Annotated in this window: 17 protein-coding genes, 1 tRNA gene and 1 pseudogene; 3 read left to right on the top strand and 16 right to left on the bottom strand. The window is 62.6% G+C overall.

Features of this window, described 5'->3' with window-relative positions:
• Positions 1–397: 397 nt before the first annotated feature.
• The 13 genes and pseudogenes from Pla111_RS17645 to Pla111_RS03850 form a co-directional block, all read right to left on the bottom strand.
• Positions 398–1,636, bottom strand: a pseudogene (locus tag Pla111_RS17645) (DNA modification methylase); the annotation flags it as partial.
• A 445-nt stretch (positions 1,637–2,081) separates the two neighbouring features.
• The gene (locus Pla111_RS03905) at positions 2,082–4,427 is read right to left on the bottom strand and encodes a phage/plasmid primase, P4 family (RefSeq protein ID WP_146571621.1); all 2,346 of its coding nucleotides are present in this window, start codon (positions 4,425–4,427) and stop codon (positions 2,082–2,084) included.
• 9 nt (positions 4,428–4,436) lie between these two features.
• Positions 4,437–4,724 carry a DUF1580 domain-containing protein gene (locus tag Pla111_RS03900; RefSeq protein WP_146571619.1) on the bottom strand — a complete coding sequence of 96 codons (288 nt, stop codon included), beginning with the start codon at positions 4,722–4,724 and terminating at the stop codon, positions 4,437–4,439.
• Positions 4,725–4,909: 185 nt separating this feature from the next.
• A complete protein-coding gene (locus Pla111_RS03895; RefSeq protein WP_146571617.1) occupies positions 4,910–5,578 on the bottom strand; it encodes a helix-turn-helix domain-containing protein in 669 nt (222 codons plus the stop codon).
• Positions 5,579–5,758: 180 nt separating this feature from the next.
• Positions 5,759–7,009, bottom strand: coding sequence for a tyrosine-type recombinase/integrase (locus tag Pla111_RS03890; RefSeq protein WP_146571615.1), 1,251 nt, complete (start codon positions 7,007–7,009; stop codon positions 5,759–5,761).
• A 124-nt stretch (positions 7,010–7,133) separates the two neighbouring features.
• Positions 7,134–7,207: transfer RNA gene (locus tag Pla111_RS03885), tRNA-Val, on the bottom strand.
• 118 nt (positions 7,208–7,325) lie between these two features.
• Positions 7,326–7,649, bottom strand: a complete 324-nt coding sequence (locus Pla111_RS03880) for a Sec-independent protein translocase subunit TatA/TatB (RefSeq protein WP_146571613.1) — start codon at positions 7,647–7,649, stop codon at positions 7,326–7,328.
• A gap of 78 nt (positions 7,650–7,727) precedes the next feature.
• Positions 7,728–7,907 carry a Sec-independent protein translocase subunit TatA/TatB gene (locus tag Pla111_RS03875; RefSeq protein ID WP_146571611.1) on the bottom strand — a complete coding sequence of 60 codons (180 nt, stop codon included), beginning with the start codon at positions 7,905–7,907 and terminating at the stop codon, positions 7,728–7,730.
• 130 nt (positions 7,908–8,037) lie between these two features.
• A complete protein-coding gene (locus Pla111_RS03870; RefSeq protein ID WP_146571609.1) occupies positions 8,038–9,948 on the bottom strand; it encodes a hypothetical protein in 1,911 nt (636 codons plus the stop codon).
• Positions 9,949–9,969: 21 nt separating this feature from the next.
• Positions 9,970–10,404: an ExbD/TolR family protein gene (locus Pla111_RS03865; protein WP_146571607.1), complete on the bottom strand. Its 435-nt coding sequence runs from the start codon at positions 10,402–10,404 to the stop codon at positions 9,970–9,972.
• A gap of 82 nt (positions 10,405–10,486) precedes the next feature.
• Positions 10,487–11,161: a MotA/TolQ/ExbB proton channel family protein gene (locus Pla111_RS03860; protein ID WP_146571605.1), complete on the bottom strand. Its 675-nt coding sequence runs from the start codon at positions 11,159–11,161 to the stop codon at positions 10,487–10,489.
• A 98-nt stretch (positions 11,162–11,259) separates the two neighbouring features.
• Positions 11,260–11,796, bottom strand: coding sequence for a hypothetical protein (locus Pla111_RS03855; RefSeq protein ID WP_391581013.1), 537 nt, complete (start codon positions 11,794–11,796; stop codon positions 11,260–11,262).
• Positions 11,797–12,190: 394 nt separating this feature from the next.
• Positions 12,191–12,952, bottom strand: a complete 762-nt coding sequence (locus Pla111_RS03850; protein WP_146571602.1) for a BON domain-containing protein — start codon at positions 12,950–12,952, stop codon at positions 12,191–12,193.
• Here Pla111_RS03850 and Pla111_RS03845 point away from each other — a divergent pair.
• Positions 12,936–13,160, top strand: a complete 225-nt coding sequence (locus tag Pla111_RS03845) for a hypothetical protein (protein WP_146571600.1) — start codon at positions 12,936–12,938, stop codon at positions 13,158–13,160. The two genes, Pla111_RS03850 and Pla111_RS03845, sit on opposite strands and share 17 nt — an antisense overlap.
• A 135-nt stretch (positions 13,161–13,295) precedes the next feature.
• Here Pla111_RS03845 and Pla111_RS03840 read toward each other — a convergent pair whose 3' ends face one another.
• Positions 13,296–13,634, bottom strand: coding sequence for a hypothetical protein (locus tag Pla111_RS03840; protein ID WP_146571598.1), 339 nt, complete (start codon positions 13,632–13,634; stop codon positions 13,296–13,298).
• Positions 13,635–14,532: 898 nt separating this feature from the next.
• On the opposite strand from Pla111_RS03840, the gene Pla111_RS03835 reads away from it, so the two are divergent.
• Positions 14,533–14,721 (top strand): hypothetical protein, encoded by a 189-nt coding sequence (locus Pla111_RS03835; RefSeq protein WP_146571596.1) that lies wholly within the window; start codon positions 14,533–14,535, stop codon positions 14,719–14,721.
• 49 nt (positions 14,722–14,770) lie between these two features.
• Here the strand turns inward: Pla111_RS03835 and Pla111_RS03830 are convergent, their stop codons facing one another.
• Complete coding sequence (locus Pla111_RS03830) at positions 14,771–16,657, bottom strand: TlpA disulfide reductase family protein (RefSeq protein ID WP_146571594.1); 1,887 nt, start codon at positions 16,655–16,657, stop codon at positions 14,771–14,773.
• A 292-nt stretch (positions 16,658–16,949) separates the two neighbouring features.
• Between Pla111_RS03830 and Pla111_RS03825 the strand changes: the two genes are divergently transcribed.
• Positions 16,950–17,705 carry a methyltransferase family protein gene (locus Pla111_RS03825; protein WP_146571592.1) on the top strand — a complete coding sequence of 252 codons (756 nt, stop codon included), beginning with the start codon at positions 16,950–16,952 and terminating at the stop codon, positions 17,703–17,705.
• A 60-nt stretch (positions 17,706–17,765) separates the two neighbouring features.
• On the opposite strand, the gene Pla111_RS17130 is transcribed toward Pla111_RS03825, so the two are convergent.
• Positions 17,766–18,248, bottom strand: a complete 483-nt coding sequence (locus Pla111_RS17130) for a PEP-CTERM sorting domain-containing protein (protein ID WP_197524733.1) — start codon at positions 18,246–18,248, stop codon at positions 17,766–17,768.
• Positions 18,249–18,618 lie beyond the last annotated feature (370 nt).

Here is an 18,618-nt window from a genome sequence, read left to right as displayed (position 1 = left end):
ACCGACGGGCCGCATCATCAGCGTCCCCGGCAAGCACTGAGGAGACACGATGATGACCGAAACCGAGATTCGCAAAGCTTTCCGTACGATGGACGCCGACCATGCTACAGCGATCCGCGACGCCTATTACAAAGCAGTCGAAGGATTGACGGCGCTTGTCAACGCGCTGCAACAGGCCGAAGCGCGCCAACCCCAACTCGACGGCCTGTTGCTCGACGAACGCAAGTTTGCCTCGGAGGCGCTTAGGATAACGAAAAAAGGCGCCTTGGGACGCGTGCTGTAGCATCTCACGCCCCCCGCTTCGTCTTCGCTGGCGTGGCGGGCTTGTCGCTGGTGGCGATCCGTTCCCGCTCCCCTTTGCCCCAGTGAACTTCTCCCACCGCTCAACGATCACGTCGCAGTACAGCGGATCGAGTTCCATCAAGAACGCCTTACGCTGCGTCTGCTCGCAACCGATGAGCGTCGAGCCGCTGCCGCCAAACAGATCGAGCACGTTGTCTCCGCTGAGCGACGAGTACTGAATGGCGCGCACCGCCAGCTCGACTGGCTTCTCGGTGAGATGGACCATCGCCTGCGGATTGACCTTCTTGAGATGCCACAGGTCGGTGGCGTTGTTGGGGCCGTGGAACTTGTGGCCCGCGCCTTCCCTCCAGCCGTAGAAGCAGATCTCGAACGCCCCCATAAAGTCCTTGCGCGTCAGCACGGGGTGCTGCTTGTCCCACACGATGCCTTGCGAGAAGTACAGCCCGGCCGCCTTGAGCGGCGCTGGGTAGTTGCCCAGGTTGGCGTAGCCCCCCCAGATATAGAACGAGCCCCCCGGCTTGAGGACGCGCGAGGCGTTGCCGAACCACGCCGCCAGCAGCTCATCGAACGCCTCGTCGCTCACAAAGTCGTTCGCCAGCGGACGGTCCTTCGCGCGGAGTTTTTTCTGCGTCGGCTTTGATTTCTCCGGATGCCGCTCCAGATCAAACTTCTGATGATGCGTCTTCGGCGCCGCGAACGAGCTGTTGCCGGCGGCGATCGCGTTGTTGCTCCGCGGCTCGACCTTCACGTTGTACGGCGGGTCGGTGTTCACCAGATCGATCACCGCGCCAGCGAGCAGCCGATCGAGGTGGGCCGGACTGGAAGAATCGCCGCACAGCAAGCGATGATCGCCCAGCACCCACAGGTCGCCAGGCTGCGTGGTCGCCTCGTCCGGTGGCGCCGGCACTTCGTCGGGGTCGGTCAGCCCGTCCTGCACGCCCGCGTCGAGCAGCTTCGCAAGTTCCTCCGGGGTGAATCCCAGCAGCGCAAGGTCGCACTCCATGCCTTGCAGCTCCGCCAGTTCGAGCGGCAGCAGATCAAAATTCCACGTGGCGATCTCGCCCGACTTGTTGTCGGCCAGGCGATACGCCTTGATCTGCGCCGGGGTCAGGTCTTGGGCGACGTGGACTGGCGCCTTCTCGAGCCCCAGCTGCTGGGCCGCTTTCCAGCGCGTGTGCCCGCAGATGATGACCCCCTCCGCGTCGACCACGATCGGCTGGCGAAAGCCGTACGCGCGCAGCGACTGGGCGACCGCTTCGACCGCGCCCTCATTGTGGCGTGGGTTGTTGTCGTACGGGATAATCTCTGTGAGTTTCCGCTGAGTAATCTTCATTCTCGGTTCCTTCCCGAAAGGTTCGGACACACAAAACAAACTCTGCCCCTACCGGATGCTGTTCCCCCGGGCCTCTTTCGCCCCAATCGCCAGGAAGTACCTACGGATCGCTGCGGTAGGCGCTGTGGCGTTCTCGTGCGGCTGGGAGCGTTTCTTGCCGAGCGAGCAAGCGACGCAACACGGGCCAACGTCGTGGCGCTGGTGGGGGCGTGTTGTGAAGCTTCACCCCCGCGCACCCCCTCGAACCCCCGCGGGGGTACGCATTGTTTTTTCTGCTTCCCCGCGCGTGCGCGCGCATCCGCGATAGTTTTTCGGAAGACCGCGGGGTTCGAGGGGGTAGTTCGAAAAACCTCTGTAATACCCTTGCGAGTGACCCCGCAGTGGACGTATGGACTGCGGGGGTACTGCGGGGGTGTTCTGTCGCGGAGGCATTCAATACGGTTGATTACTTCTCTAGGTCGATGCCCTGGTAGAAGGGTTTGTAAGTGCCATCGCGACGCATTACGGATGGATACGCCGCCTTTAAATCCCGCCCGAAGACCTGCTTCGTCGTGGGCTTCGATCGCCCCTCCGATTCGCACCAACGCGTCCATGCGCAATACAGATCGTCGACGTCGACTCGGGCGGCGTCGCTGATTAGGCAGTGACCTCGCACGAACGCCTTTACCGGCGAGCTCAGTTCCTCAAGCTCACGCATCGCTTCGACGCCGGAGGCGGGCATGACGAAGTGGCCGCGTTCGCGGAGTCGCTTCCAACCTTCGATGGCCCAGTTGAGGATCCCCGGCAACTCGTCCAGGAGACGCTTGGTCAGCCCGGTGTCCTCGCGCCCGTAGAAGCTCTGGGTGAGGTGCAAGATCATGAAACGTCCGGCCAGAGCGCCGCTGGCGTCACTGAACCGCGGGAACTCGTTGGTCAAGAACATGAAGCGTGTCGGCAGCTTCAGGGTGACCGCGGACAGATACTTGCGGTCGATCGATACGGCGTCTTCACCGCTGATCGTGAGCAGCCGCTCAACGACCGTCGCGATCCCGTCGCCGGAGAAGCGGGCGTCGCTCACGATCGCCAGCGACTTGCCAATAAGGGGCTGGAGGCCGAACGACCCCGCCAGAGAGGATGTGGTTGGCCCCGCTACGTTACCCTCGCCAATCAGCTGTCTCAGGACGCGGGCGATCGTGCCCTTACCCCCCCGACGCGGTCCGACCATGAGCAGCATCTTCTGCTGGGACGTATCCGTGGTAAGCGCGTAGCCGAACCACTCCTGCAGGAGCTCCAGGGATTGAAGATCGCCATCGAACAGCTGGTGCAAGAAGTCGTGCCAAGCCATCGGCTCCGCCGCATGGGGATCCGGGTCGAACTCGAGGGCGTTCGTGACAAACAACTGGGGCGAAGCGTCAAGCTCCTTACCGCTTGGCAGATGGAGCAGCTTCGACTTGCCGACCAGCAGTTCGTCGGGAGGCGGATCAGGGCGTCCATCAAGCCAGACTGGCGCCGATAAGGTCGCTGGCAGATGGACTTCGGCTTTGATCGTGTCGAGCGCCGCGTTGACCGACGCCGGATTGGCGTCGAAGGGGGCGAGCGCCATCGCCTTAGTTTCGCGATCGAGAACGTAGCGCACCGCCTCGTGCAGCCACGGATACAGCCGGCTCTTCAGCGTTCCTTCTTCAAGCGGGACGTAGCGGCTGCCGTTCCACTCCATCAGCATCTCGGCGTGGCAGTGCAGGGTACGGCCGTCGCGGTGCTGGTGGTTCTCGGCGACGAAGGCGACTGCGGTTGGCAACGTTCGCTTGGGCGACAGCACAACCCGACCGGAATCCGGGTCGCGCGAGCCGAGCGCGACGAGCCCCTCGTGATCTTTGTCGGGCTGTAGCGCTGCCCCCGCCGTTACCTTATTGCGTGCGTCGGAAACGCGTTTGAGGATTTCGTCGTCTGTCCAGTCGCGAGGAAACGGCTGGAGCCGAATGTAGTTTCGCAGGAGAGTGCAGGCTTCGTCGTCGGAAAGGTCGAACTCGACACACCGGCACGCTGCCGCGAAGAGACGTAGCGACCCATCCTGGTGATCAGGAACGCTCATCCGCAGAATCAACTGCAGTGCTCGCTTGGAGCGTTCCGCTGGCGCGACGTCGATCGGTTGCTGCTTGTCCTGCGCCGCAAGGCGAGCGACCTTCTGCGGCTTCTCGGTCATCCGCGGTGCGGGCTTTTCACCCAGCTCAGCCTTGACCGCATCGGCCAGCAACTTGACCGCTTCCTGAAGTTCTTCGGGATCAACTAGGGCCGGTTCAGCTGCCGGATCGACGAACTCGATCGCCTCGCCTAATTCATGAGTGCTGGGCGGGAACACCGTCTGGGCGCCGGTCGACCGCAGCTCGACGATCATGCCGTCGGACTTGCTGCGGTGCTTCTTCGTCGCGATCGGGCCACTGACCCGGTAAATCCAGTGCGACTCCGGCTTGCTGGGACGCCCGAATCGCAGATCGGTCGGGGGCAGATAGTCGGCCGCAAGTTCAATCGCGCGAGGATGATCCAGATCGATGTCGATCAGCCAATCCGACGGCTCGCCCAGGAGCACGCCGATGTTTTGAGGATGGCCGTTGAAATGGTGAGGTAGGTCACCTTCGCCAAGTCGAAGCTGCGGCCACTCGTCAAAGCCCGGATTCTTCGACCGGAAGGGCAGGGGGATCACCGACCAGCCACGCTGTGTGTAGTAACGCGCACTGTCGAGGACCCCACAGCTGTTGGCCTGTTCGTCTTTTGAAGTCGATGAAGACAGATTGCTAGATGTCAGATCGTTCATTGCACGACCTCAAACCCCCTCGGCATCGAGGAAGGCATCCGCCGCCGCGAATTCGTGATCCTCGGCTACGCAAGACGAATGGCCCGCCTCGGTCCCCTGAGCTGCCCGTGTCGTGCCCGATACAAACCGCCGGAAGGCTTCTTGCGTGGTGTACCGGCGTCCGCCCACGCTGAAGGTCTCCAAGCGAACCCCTTTCGCCCCACGCTGGGCCCATCGCCAAACCGTGCAAACGTTTACCCGCTCCCGCTTGGCCAACTCGGTTAAGGTCAGCCGCTTCTCATCCATCAGGCTTGTCACCGCGAAGCTCCTTTGTGCGATACCTGCAAAAGCGAAATTCGCCTTCGCGTACCAGAAGCTTGCCGTGACATAATTCGAGTGAACACCAAAAACAAAAAACCAACGAATTCGGAGAATTCGTCGGTTTTTAAAGGGTTCTAGTGGTCGCTGAGAAAAGCGGCCGAGGGGCGTGACAGAATATTCTGTCACGTTTTGTCATGGCGTTCCTGTTTATTGCGCCGCACGTCCTGCCGAATTGTGGCGACCGCCACCTTCAACTGCGCAGCGATTTCGCCCGGTGAGTGCCCCTCGTCAGTGAGTAATTGCACTTGCGCTCGACGCCGTTCGACGGTGGGATCAGGCCGCCGGCCGGGTTCTTTGCGGCCGTTGCTGATGTGGCGAACCGTAGGCTCCGCGCGGATGCCACGAGTGAAAGGCGTGGCCCCTCGGACGCAGGCAAACACAATCCCGCGTGATAAGGCGTCTTTTAGATCCTCCTTCGCGCTCTTTCCCTCATGAGTGAGGCGTAAGTCGAATTGCTCGTGCAGCTGGATTTTTTCGTTGTCGTTCCACACGCATCCACAGAGAATTACTACGCCTGTGTCATAGTGCTCTTGCATTTCGACGAGTCCGGCTTCGATCAAGGTGATCAATACCGTGAGTTCATCGCTTCTCCAAGCGGTGTAGGCTGTTTCGAGCCATTCGCCGGTTAGCGTGCTGAGCCACTTGTCGATCGCTCCGTCAAACGCGGCAAGCTCGGCCACATTCCAGTTGACCAGCGAACGCGACATGATGTGATCGGCATTGGTAAAATCGAGCGGCGATTCCTCGCCGGCAGAAAAATCTTCCTGAATGGTTGTGCCCGCCAAATCCATGGTTTCGTTCCTTCGGTACGGAATGATCGATACGAGGCCCGCGGAGGTTGTTGCAGCTGTTATGCTTTAAATACAACCAACATGAAGCCTGTGAGTACAAAGATATATATAGCAATTAATGCCTTATAGGTCAAACCATAGCCAGTAAGGCATTGATGGCGACCTTCGTAGAAAGGCCTTCTACCCAAGCGCTTTGGCTACCTCGACCCCCTTGGCGTGATCACGCTCGGCATAGATCTGCGTCACGTTCGCGGAGGCGTGTCCCAGCATGACTTGCGCGTGCTCCAGCCCGAAGCGCTTCCGCACCTCCGTCGCCGCCGTATGGCGAAGCCGGTTGGGGCTCCAGCGATGTGCGGATTGCCACGCATTGAGCGCTGCCTGCTCGGCGCTCGTCAGATCGGTACACGGCTTCAGCGTGGGGTGGGGGAAGGCCCGGTCGCAAGCCCGATGAATCGCACGGCGATAGGCGTCCGTTTCATAGCATTCCCCAGGCGATCGCTGGGGCTGCGTCTTGCGATTGGTGCCCGGGCGATTGCCGTACGCTAAAGGAACCTTGCGGCTTTTAGACCGCTTGGCCAGCCGCTCGGCTTCGGCGTCGCACGGCCGGAAGCAGCAACGCTGCGGATCGCCGTGCAGGTACTTCTCAAGCAGCGCTTGCCCACGAGGGCCGATAAAGATGGTTCGCTCACGGCCATGGTGCTCGGTCTTGTGGGAGGCGGGCGTAAAGACCCATACCTCCTCGGTCCGATCCAGATCGCACGGCCGCAGCTGGCAAACCTCCGCCGGACGCATGCCGGTCAAGCGCTGCAGACGCACCATGTCGCCAACCACCGTCGAGAGGAAGGGGAGCGTGGCGTTGACTGTCGCGTCGTCCACGGGGGGGATCGGTTTCGTTTCGCGCGCCGCCGTTTTTCCACGACGCAGACCCGCTACTAGGGCGAGCGCGTGGTACGTCTCGTGGGGCACGAGCTGCTCGCTGGCGGCCCACTTGAACATTCGCTTCACGCGATCGACGTGATCGTTGACGTAGCGTCGGCTCAGGCCATCTTCGACCATTCGTTGACGGATCGCCTTGAGCGCGATGGGACCGAAGTCGGCTGCCGGTTCGCGGCCGTACCATTCGCGTAAGTAGCGGATGACGCACTTCACGCCGGGGACGACTTTGGTGCAGCGGCCGTTCTTTTGGTAGTAGGTCTTGGCGAACGTAAGGTAGCGAGCACAGAGCTCCACGACCGAGATCCGCCGGTCGGCGGTTGGTTCAGGGGCTCTTCCGCGTGCAAGCCACTCGGCGATGACGCGGTCGTACTCGCGATGGCTGGCGCGTGTGCCATGCGGGCCGAGATAGACGGTCCGGCCATTGACGTTGACGACGGCCTGTCCGCTGGCGCGGTGCTTGCGATAAGAGGGAATCAGCTTCTTGGGACGTGGCATAGCGAGGGTTCTCCAGATTGCCCAGAGTTTTTGAGTACGTACTCAAAAACCCGGGTGGAAAACGCCGCTCCGTCGAACGTCGACGGGTACCACAAAGCTAGGATTCGGCAAGACTTACAACGAGTGGGCGATACTGGACTCGAACCAGTGACCTCTGCGGTGTGAACACAGCGCTCTAACCAACTGAGCTAATCGCCCGGCATGGGGCTCCTTCGTTTGGGAGCCGCCGGTAGCTGCGAATCATACTGTGGCCTCGGAGTCACCGCTAGACGTTGCCTGCGGTGCCCAGGAAGGCTCCTGCAGCCACGGGCAAGGACTAGACCTTTGCCGGCCCGGTCGGTGGGCTCACGGCAGCGCCCTGCGCTCCGGACTCAGCGATCAGATCATCGGGATCGGGGCTCGCTGTGGGGGTGGCAGATTGATCCCCCATCCGCTTGCGCGCGGATTCTTCTAGGTCCGCCGCTTGGACGGTCCGATGAAACTCGTCTTGCATGTCGCGCATGCCGCGTTTGAACTCGGTCAGGCTTTTGCCCGCCGAGCGGGCGACCGATGGCAGCTTGCTGCCGAAGAGCAGCACGGCGACCACGCCAACGATCAGCAACTCCATCGGGCTCATCGAGAAGAAGGCGAGTGGCGTCACTGCAGACAGTTGATAGGGGTGGCGGGAGAGTGATGAATTGGCGGGGGCCGAAAACGCAACAAGACGGGGTAACAGCCGCTAACCGGTTTTACCAGGATGCGTGCTGTCATCGCTGTGGTCCTCAACTTCCTTGATACCCTTTTTGAACTCGGTAATGCTCTGACCGAACGAACGCGCGAGCGACGGCAAGCGGCTGCCGAAAAGCAAGAGCACGATCGCCAAGACGATCAGCAGCTGGAGTGGGCCGGGTGTAAACATAATGAACCGTTCAGATCCCGGAGCGGCGGCTTGTGGACGCCGAGCGGTAGTAAGCCTCGATAATGGTTACCTTTAGTCTACGTCCGGCGAGCCAAGCGTCAAACGCTCGCGGGGCGCTGCAACCAGCCGTTTAGCGCCACAAACGGGTTCCGCCCGTGGGGGCAGAGGGCTGGGCACCGCGGCTGGCGAGCCACGGATCGCGGCCGATTTCGTCCGGGTCGTACCGGTAGTAGACCTCGAGGCACATGGTCGCGAGGGCGGTGGTGTACACCCTTCCGCCGTAGCCCCCCCACAGCGTGTCGGGCCGCCAGCTGCCGAGGTTGGGGCCATCGACCACTTGTCGGGGGACCAATTCCTGCTTCATACCGGCATTCCATGCGGACCAAGCGGCTTGCGCGTCGGACGAGGTGTTTCGCTCGTGGTGCAGGGCCAGCGTACCGTAGTACCAGTAATACAGGTTAGGAGGCCGCCGGCCTCCCGACTCGGGAAGGTTTTGTGCCAGCAGCCCGATCGCCTCTCGACCAGCCGCCGGCTGGGTGCGTGCCCGGCCCAGGATCTGGCGACAGTAGAGTGCCTCGGCGGTCATGGTGGGGGTTGGCCCTCCGCCCGGTCGGTAGCAAGCAAGACCACGAGAGCGGCCCATTGCCACGGAAGCAAGAAACTGTTCGATGCCGTCCCACACGCTCGGTCGGATCGGCACGCCAGCAAGCTCCGCGCTGCGGAGGGCCATGACGGCCCAGCCCATCTGGCTCATGTCGCCACGGTCGCCGGGCACATAGCGCCATCCACCATAGGTGGCGTTCTGGGTTCTTTCGAGGAACCCGGTTGCGCGCCGCACCGCGCTGCCGAGCCGCTCATCGCCGGTGGTGGCGTAAGCTTCGGCCAGAGCAAAGGTTGCCATCGAGTGGCAGTAGGTGCGAGCGTAAAGGGTTGCGTCTCCGGAGAGATCGCCATCGCGGTCGCCGCCGACTTGTTGCTGATCGATGAGATACGCCAGACCCGCGGTGATCGTCGCGCTGTAGGGTCCGTCGAGGTGCGTGTGGCCCGCGCCCTGCATCGCCAACAGCGCAAGTCCTGTTAGCCCGGTCTGGGCCTGCTTGCCGGCTGAGCCGCGGTCTTCCCCCAAGACGCGGTCTTCGCGGCCAGCTCCCCAGCGAACCGTATCCCAGCCACCGTCCGCTCGTTGCGCGCGCGCCAGCCAATCGACACCCCGAGCGACAGCGTCTTCCGTCTGGGCATCGCCGCCGTCGCGTTCCGCAAGGCGTCTTCGTTGGAGGGCACCCCGAGTGGTATAGGTCGATTGCCAGGCGGCTTGGTTTGCCGCGGAGGCGGGATCTTTCGCGGTGGACGGCACCGTCGATCCCGCTGGGGCGACGTCCTGGGTAACTTGCGTGCTCATGTCGAGCGGAGTTACCACGCTGGGGGGATCGTTGAGCGAGGTCGGCTGGTTGGTGAGGAGACTTTCGAGCAGCATCGTCGATTCGGCGAGCGGTTCGGCGGCCAAACTCTCCGACGGTTCTACCAGGGGAACGGGTTCTGAATCGGCAGCGGCCATCGGTTGCGTCGCTGCGCCTGATTCGGGCTTTGCGGCAACGCTGGGCGCGACGGGCTCAGGCTCGGGTGCCGGTGGCACTTCTATCGACGCGTCAGCCAAAGCGGTGTCGGCCTCAGCAGCGGGGGCTGTGGCGGCATGTTGGGCAAGTTCGTCCGCAGCGGATTCCGCGCGCGGTTCGTTTGCCTCAGCAGAGGGTGTGGTTTCGCTTGCTTGCTTCGCTGGCGAAGAGTCGCTCGGCTTCCGCATCACAATCTGCACGCGCACGGTCGGGGCCGCTTCGGCACCCGGTGCTGGATTGCCCTGTCGTACGCTAGCCGCGAGCAGCAGCAGGAGGAGGTGCGCAGCAACCGATGCGGCGGCATAGCGCGCCATCACCCGCCTGCGCCCCCAACGTGTGAAAGTCGCTGCGAATACGACCAGGCATGCCAGCAGTGCAACGCCCGCCAGGGCGACTACGCCGTTCGCTAAAACCACCGCGAGGAGCATCGGCCCTACGTCTCCGGCGGGTTAGCGGACCACGCTGCCACGGTCGGCAACGGTCTCGACGGAAACGCCCACATCGGCGATCCCCGCTGCGCGACAAGACGCCAGCGTCGAGGCGATGTGCTGAAAATTGCAGCGCGCGTCGCCGTGGATCAGCACGCTGTGGTCGGGGTTATCAATCGCGGCATCACGCAAGCGGGCATCGAGTTCGTCGGGCTCGATCGGCTTGCTGTTCAGCTCCAGCCGACCGTCGGCCAGCACGGTGATCACGCTCGGCTGATCGGGCGTCGCAGCGGTGGCCCCTTCGGCCCCGACCGTCGGCAACTCGATCTCGATCGCTCGTTCGACCTGCGCAAACTGTGTGGCGGTCATAAAGAAGATCACAAGCAGAAACACGACGTCGATCATCGGCGTCAGGTTTAGCTGCAGCGGGTCATCGCTAGAGGTTTTTAGGGGCATCGGGGCGTGTCGCTAGGGGCGTTCTTGCAAGCAGCGTCGCACCGCAGGGCCGAGCGGGAGAAAGGGGGCGACCCTCTGAGAATCAGGCGGCCCGCTTCCGGCGCGTGCTGCGGCGGTCCTCGAGCGCCTCGGCCGAGATCAGATTCACCAGCGACTGTCCGTGCCGGTCGATTTCCATGACGAGCGAATCCGCACGACCGGTGAAGTGCAGATAGAAAATCATGGCGGGAATCGCGACCGCGAGGCCGGCAGCCGTTGATAGCAGGGCTTGGCTGATGCCTCCGGCCAGCAGTTCCGGCCGCCCCATCGCGCTGGACCCTGCGATCTGATCGAACGCGACGCGCATCCCCCAGACCGTCCCGAGCAAACCAAGCAGCGGGCAGATGTTGGCCACCCCACTAACGATCCGCAGATAGCGGCGCAGCGAGGCAGCGCAACGCTCCCCCTCGTCGAGCACGGCTTGCTCCACTTCGACGGCCGGTTTACCCCACCGGCGCAATCCCGCGGCAAAGACTCGTGCTACGTGACTGGGCTCCTCTTCGCAAAGATCGAGAGCGGCGTCTCGATCGCCGTTTTCTTCGACCTGTGCGAGCAGGCACTGCACGAACCGTTTCGGAGCCACCCGGCGGCGTCGTAGCGCGATGGCCCGCTCGAGCACGCACAGCATCATCACGATCGATGCCAGCAAGATCGGCCAAACGAGCGGGCCGCTTGCCAGCAGCAGGTCGAGCAGGCTGTCGGGAGATTCGGTTTGCATCTCGCTCGTTCGCCCCGTGAATGCAAGGTGACCGACCGCGGCTCAAAGGCGAGCACGCGGTCGGTCCCCGTTAGATTGGTAGGATCTACGACTGGGCGTCAGATGCCGGTGCCGCCGTCGACGTCACCCACCATGTGAAGGTGGTTGTGGTCGATGTAGACCACTTCGCGAGCGTCTTCATCGCGGAGCGTGTGCGGGACGGGCCAGCCGACGCGGCGTACGTCTTCGTAGTAGATCGTGCACTTGTAGTGAGCGTGGTGCTGCTGAGCCGGGCCGATCATCGGGTACACCCGCACCGGATCGACGTAGTCAGCGATCTTCTCTTTGATGATCCGCACGTCGTTGCGGTTGCGTTCCCAGAGCAGGGGGATACCCCCCTCAACCGGGCGGGCCTTCTCGAGGGCGCGCATCACCTCGTCGTCACTAGGCGTATCGAGCGCGATCGGCGCACCGCCACTGGTGATCGGACCGAGGATCGGCACGCGATCGTACCGTTCGTGTTGCCAATACTTGTCCTCTTCCTTCTCTTGCAAGTAGGGAGAGATCGGGATCGGCAAGCCGGCGATACCGAGACTGGGTCCCTGTCCGACGATCCCCCAGAAGCATCCTGACGTGCCAAGCGTCGAGGAGCCCATAATCAGGGCGGCGGTTAGGGCGTAGGTCCGTTGCGAGGTGCGAAGCCGTGCCATCGAGAGAGACCTTGTATCTGCGTGCGAGGCGCCGGGCGGGGGGCGATCCCCAGCCCGCGTCAAAAGGAAGCAGCGGCACGCAGTCTCGCGCCGCCGGCTGCCATGTCTGTCGATAGTCTCTGTATCGTGTGAAGCTGGGCCGAACTTGCGGATTAATCCGAAAAAGCGGGCAGACTCTGCGGATTGGATGCTCGGCGGCGACGCTAGCAAGACGGACGACGGCCCCTTTCAGGGAACGCAGCCGTCGCCCGGGCTTCAAAACAGCAACGCCCGCGGGAGAGTTGCTCTCCCGCGGGCGTTGCTTACTTGTTGCTGTCGCTGACTCTCAGACCGCGAGGGCTCAGTGCCCCTTGTGGTGGCTGAAGTCCATGAACCACCAGCCGTCGTCCCACTCGAGGGTCACCTTCCGCCATCCCAGCGGGACCTGCGGATAGGGATAGAACGGGCCGATGTAGGGCCAAGCGCTCGCCGAGTACTGCTTGGGATACGAAAGAGCGGCGTAGTTCGGGTGAGCAGCGTAACTGGGCCAAGCGTAGCCGGGCATATTCGCCTGGTCGTAGCTCGCGCCGCCAGAACCACCGGTGCTGTAGCCCTGAGGCGTTCCCATCCCACCGCCGTTCACGCCGCCGTAGCAGGCTGACTGGATCGGCATCTGACCCTGCTGGCCCTGCGGCATCTGGGCGACCCGCTGGATCGGCCGCGGCATACCGCGGTTGATCGGTGCCGGCATGGCTTGCGGGTTGGGGGGCAGCGGTGCCGGAGCGGCCGCCTGCTCTTCCATCGCCGCCAATTGCAGCCCCGCATCGTCAGCAACCTGCGGTGCCGGCGGAGTTACTTCGAGCTTGTTGACCACATGGTCAATGCCCTCGATCGACTGGGCGATCTGCGCGGCGGCTTCCGCCTGCGCCGGGCTCGTTACCGAACCCAGCAGCCACGCAACTCCATCCTCATACTTCACGCCGACTCGGTAATTTGCTAGCTGGCCACTGTCGCGCAGGGCGTCGGCCACCTGCTGCGCCATCTGATCGGCGGCGGACTCGGCCCAAGCCGGAGTCGCTCCGACGAACGCCACAAGGGCGCAGGCCATGACGAAGGTACGCATCTTCACTCCCCCCAGGAAACTGATCGGTCTGGCGACCCGGATCGAGACCCGTCACGCGCAGCGGCATAACGGCGTCAATGGCTTCGGTTGCGACCCGGCGGACGCGCCCCACTCCCATGCGGTGCGTACCGATCGCCAATCGCTTGGCTTCCGGGCAGGACTCGGTCATCGGCGTTTGTCAGGCGAACCTGTCGCACCGCCGGAATAACCGCTCCGGTTGCTAACTTCGGCAACCGACCCCACGGGGGCGGAGTCTTTTTGTCCGATTCTGCCGAGCTTGCCGATCATGCCGCCTGGGTGTGCTAGCAAAAGGCCTGCTAGCCGCTTGTCCCGGGGGGATTGGCTAGCGGGCTTGGCGTGAGGCGAGCGAGAGCTCGTGGACCGCGATCAAACGCGAGAGAGTCAGGTCTTCTTCCGCGGCGTCTCCGCGGGCGGTATCCCACACGGCGGCGATCGTCATTACCCCCAACGTGGCGGCTGATCCGACCCAGCCAAGCGTTTCTGTCTGAGGATTAAAGAGTGCGAAGCAGGCCACTCCGACAAAGCTGCCCGCGAGTCCCCCCCGTGCAAAGGCGGCCGCTCGGGACGAAAGAGGGAGCCGGCTCAGCCATGCGGCAACGACGCCACACAGATGCGTGACGATCCAGACGACGGCAGGGATCGTGGGCCAGACGCTGTCCATTGCGTAAGGGCTCGGCGGGGCGTGGGGGGGGGGTGACGCTGCGTCCTTGCAGCGCTTGCTCGGTCGGAGATTTAGCAAAGGCCGCCCAGTCTTGCCAGATCAAGCAGCCTCTTTCGGCCTGAGTCTGAGTTTGGCCCCAGGCTTGCATAGGGAGTGGCTCAGCCCCCGCTCAACCGTGCGTCAGCGTAGCGTTGCTACGCCGCGGCCTAAGGGAGGTTGCCCTGCCACCTCAGCATGATGATCTAACGCCACGCAACGCGTCGCGCACCGAAAGGTTGTACGTGACCGACATCCCGAATTTGGTGGTCGCTCCGTGCGAAAGACACCGGCATTTACTTGGCTATCGAGCCGAGAACGCCGGGATCCTTCCCCGAGCAACGCCTTCGCGAATCCGCCTTTGCTGAGGGTCTTCAAGACCGTTGGCAGGCTGGGCCTAGCGATCACCAGCAAGCCGCGAACCCGCTGGTTTCTCTGTAACGGATCGTTATTACGGTCCGGGGAGAGACGATCAGCGTTTCACCATTTTGGTGAATCGTCTCCCTGCTGTTGTGAATATGTCGCAGGTCGTTGGGGCCGAAGCACTTACGCCCGAGCAGCCATGCTCCGCGAGCAGCTTGATGCTTGCCAGCGCGGGCTAAGTCGTTGCAATCGCTTGCTTTGCGCATGCCCCCAAGCTCGGTGAAGGGGCCGAGTGTTTTCTGTTGGGAGGAGGCGGTCACGCGCGGGGGTCGGATCGCCGCTAAATCTTGCTGCCGCAGGTTTTAAAGCAGCGGGAGGTGCACCGGCCAGGGCACGCGACGCTGCTGGCACCGGAATTGCTTCTTGCCGTCATCGACCGATTGCTCGACGGCAGTCGGCTCGTCCCCGTGGAGTTGCTACTGAGCCGAAAGCTACTGAAATGATCTACGCCAACCACGCGTTCCCGTACGACCACAACGCCCAGCGCGACTCCGGCGAGGATCGCCGCCTGAGCACCTCGGCACGTAGCCGCAGTTCGCGTGCCCTCCGCAAGCGATCCCGCAAACGCTCGGGCTCGGCCCCCGATTGCGGCATCAGTGCGCGCCGCAACCGTCACTGGGCTTGGTAGTTGCTGGTCGCTAGATCCACGGCCTTGCGAGATTAAGGCGGGTTATGGCTCAGCGAATCTGCCGCTTGAGTTCCGCAGCGAGGTCGGGCGTGTAGAGGTTTCGGTTGACCACTCGGCCGGCGTCATCCACGAGCATCATCAGCGGCAGGGTCATCACACCCAGATCCGTGGCGATCGGGCCATCGAGCCCGCGTTCGTCGTGCAGCTGAGGCCAACGCACGCCGGCCGCCGTCACAATGCGTGACGCTTCTGCGCGTGACGTATCGAGGTTGACACCCAGCACCGCCAGCTTGCCGCGGTATTGCTGCTGCAGCTTGGCGATCTCTTGCATGTCCTCGGCGGGGTCTGACCAGCTCGCCCAGTAATGGATCAGCACATGCTTGCCGCGGAAATCGCGCGACGTGAGGTCGGCTTTCGCCCCGTCGAGTGTGGTTCCCCGCAGCGCGATCGGCTTGCCGACGGAATTCAAGCGGTTGAGGGCCCCACTCGCCTTGCGGCCAGCCAGCGACTGGGGAAATTCCTTCGCGACACGTGTGTACCAGCGCTCGGCGATCTTGGTTTCTCCGGTGAACTCACCCGCCATATGGCCCAGTTGCAGCATGGATTCGGCCGCGTCTTCGCTCTTGGGGTAGGCGTCAACAAACGCTTCGAGCTTTTCCAGCCATTCCTGCTGGACCTTGGCGTAGTCGGCCTTTTCAGCGCTCAGCGAGACGCCATACTCGGCCCCGATCCGCTTGTAGCGCATGTGGGCCGGGAGGTCGTCGCCGGCGTTCTTAACACCGGTGGAACGCTCGAGCTCGGCGAGCTTCGCGACCGCCGACTTGTAGCCGCCGGTTTGAGCGCTCGCGCTCAAAAGGTCGGCGAGCTGACGATACCACTGCCGTTGCTCCGACTTGTCGACGGCTGACGAGGCGAGTTTCTCCAGCACATCAACGCGCTGGTCGGTGAGGCGATCCAGAGCGGCACCGGCGGCGCTGGAAGATTGCTGGTCGAGTTTTTCAAGCTCGGCAAGCAAGGCTTGCGTGTTGACACTGGGGGCCGATCCCATAGCACCAACCCCGGACAGTGTCGGCACCGAGAAGACATTGGCCAGCTTCGGCCCCGAGGAATCGACGGTCGGCGCCTCGACAAGTCGCCAGCCATCGCCCACACGAAACAGCGAGCCCAACAGCAGCTGGGTGGGAGTTCCCTCGTTATCGATCAGGGCGGTCGCGTTTTCGTAGACAACCAAATCCTGGGTCGAGCCGTCCGCTCCGGCGGGGACCACACCGGGTTTGCCGGCTCCGAAGTCAACAAAGCGACTGTCGCCCGTCAATATTTTCTGCGAACGGATCAGGCCGACAAACCCCTGCCGAGCCGATGCTAGCCCCGCTTTGACTTCCTCCGAGAGTGCTTCGCCCATGCCGAGCCGCGCTGCCTCGTCGGAGCTGAGCAGCAAGCGGGCGAAGCGGGCATCGTCACGCGTTTTAACGGCGGCGACCGCCTCTTCAGCGACCTCCTGCGGCGAGATCTGCTTCCAGACGTCGATCTTGCCGTCCTGATTCTTGTCGAGACCCCAACGGGAACCGCCCGTATGGAACCAACGGTACTGGTCCGCCTTGCTGTCGAAATCCGAGTCGATATCGCGGTACACCTCGAGCCCCGCCGCGTAGTAGCACCACGTATCGACAACGTTATCAGTGTTGGCGTCCGCGAACCGACGCAGAACGCGGTCCTGCGCGTCGCGCACGACCCATGAGGTGCTCTTGCCCTCGCGCACCGCTTTAATGCTGCAGCGTTTGGCTTCGTCGGCCGTCGGCGTGTCGTACTGAAAGCCCGTCTGAATCGGCTTCAGCCCGAGCGCTTGCTCGACCGTCGGGGCGCCAGCGGCGTAGCCGTTGCTAGCAAGTGAAAGCAACGGGAGGGCCGATAGCAAGCAACGCAACAAGAGCGACATCGCGGGGGTTCCGGGGGGCGTCCGTGTCCAGAAGAAGTGATCCATCAAGCGCGGATTATTCCGAGACACCGCCAGTGCGTACAGATCGATCTGGCTAATAGCGCCTTAAAACTTGGCGTGCCATATCGAGTCGGCTAAGCCGCTAAGCCGCTAAGCCGCTAAGCCGCTAAGCCTGTGCCAGAGCCTCCGACACGGACCGATTTGTAATGTAACTTGGGCTAGCTGTAGACGATCACAGGCGGAAGAATGCCGCCCGCTAAGCACGTGCTTAGCGCCAATCTCTCAGCAGCCAGTGAGCAAGACACCGATGGGGATGCGTTCGGAGTTTGTCCGTCAGGGCAATTGGCTATTTCGCTATCGCAGCTATGTGCCCATTGTTTTTCTTGTGCCGCTGATCATGGCGGTCATGAGCATGCGCTGGCCGTTCGGCAGCTATCAGATCCACGAGTACTGGGAATTCTCTTGCCTGGCGGTGAGCTTCCTGGGCGTGGGCGTGCGCGTGTTTACCGTCGGTCACACGCCCGCCGGCACCTCGGGCCGCAACACTCACGCGCAAGTGGCCGAGAGCCTCAACACGTCCGGCATCTATTCGATGGTTCGGCACCCGTTGTACCTGGGCAACTACCTGATGGGCCTGGGCGCGGTGCTTGTGCCGATGGAGGCGTGGCTGCCCGCGCTCTACACGCTCGCGTTCTGGCTGTACTACGAGCGGATCATGTTTGCCGAGGAAGACTTTCTGCGCAACAAGTTCGGCGAAAAGTTCAGTGCCTGGGTCGCAGCGACGCCCGGATTTATCCCTAACCCGCTGCTGTGGCGGCGTCCCGAGCTGCCGTTCTCGCTCCGCAACGTCCTCAAGCGTGAGTACACCGGACTAGCGCTGGTGGTGGTGTTGCACACGGGCATCGAGGCGCTGGAGCACTTCGTGATCGAACGCAACGTGCCGATCGAGACCTTTTGGGTCACGCTGCTGGCGACGACCGGTGTCGCTTACTTCGTGCTCCGTTCGTTACGCCGGCACTCGAAAGTCCTGCAAGTCGAAGGACGCTAGGTCGCCAAGTCTTCGTGGACGTTTCCCGATGAGCTGCAAGGGTCATTGAGCCAAAGCGGCTCAACGACCATTAACACGGCGATTGGCAATACCGAATAGTGCCGCAAGCAGCAGCACGCCGGAAGCGGGTTCGGGGACCGGGTAGAACTCAATATGTCCGTTGTAGATGGGTGAATGGTAAATCGTCGGCGGGCCGCTATCCGTCGAACTGAACAGGCGGAGCAGGCCCTCAGCGTCATCCGTTAGCGATATCTGTGCGATGAGGAAATCCATCTGATCCTCGATCGTCACTCCCGGCGCTGGTGCCCAGGTGACGCTGATCTGATTGTTGTTCAAGACAAAATGCGCGGGCGCGCCGGGCAGATTCACTGCTCCGCCAACAACGAGTACGGGTTGCGAACTATCTGACGTTAGGCCCCCCATGGTTACAAAGCTGTCTTTACCGAGCGCGGGCACTAGCGACACAAACGCTCCGTTAGGCGCAGTGTTGCCTCCAAAACTGGGCGTGTTATAGATCGCCCCTCTCGTCAATTCGACGGTCATCTGCTGACCTCGCAGGATGCCATCGAAGTTGATACGGATTTCGTTGGTGACTAACCCCTCGGGAGGCGGCGGCGGCGGCGGCGGCGGTGGCGGCGGTGGTGGAGGAGGTGGTGGAGGAGGTGGTGGAGGAGGTGGTGGAGGAGGTGGAGGTGGTGGAGGTGGTGGCGGCGTGCCGATCAGATTCCAATTCGCGCCGTTGTTCACCTCCCAAACATAGATTGGGTCTTCTTCGATAGTAAAAAAATCATCGTAGTGTACCGCGTCGCTAATCCCTGATCTTATCGAGGGTGGCTTTTGCCCGGGCGACTTTCTCTAGGATGGCGTTGGCGGTTTTGGTCCAGGTGAAGCCCTCGGTGGTGTCGTTGTGGTG

This window comes from Botrimarina hoheduenensis (assembly GCF_007859815.1).
Lineage (GTDB): Bacteria > Planctomycetota > Planctomycetia > Pirellulales > Lacipirellulaceae > Botrimarina > Botrimarina hoheduenensis.
Note: the sequence above shows the minus strand (reverse complement) of the source record. Positions and strands in the feature narration are given on the sequence as shown.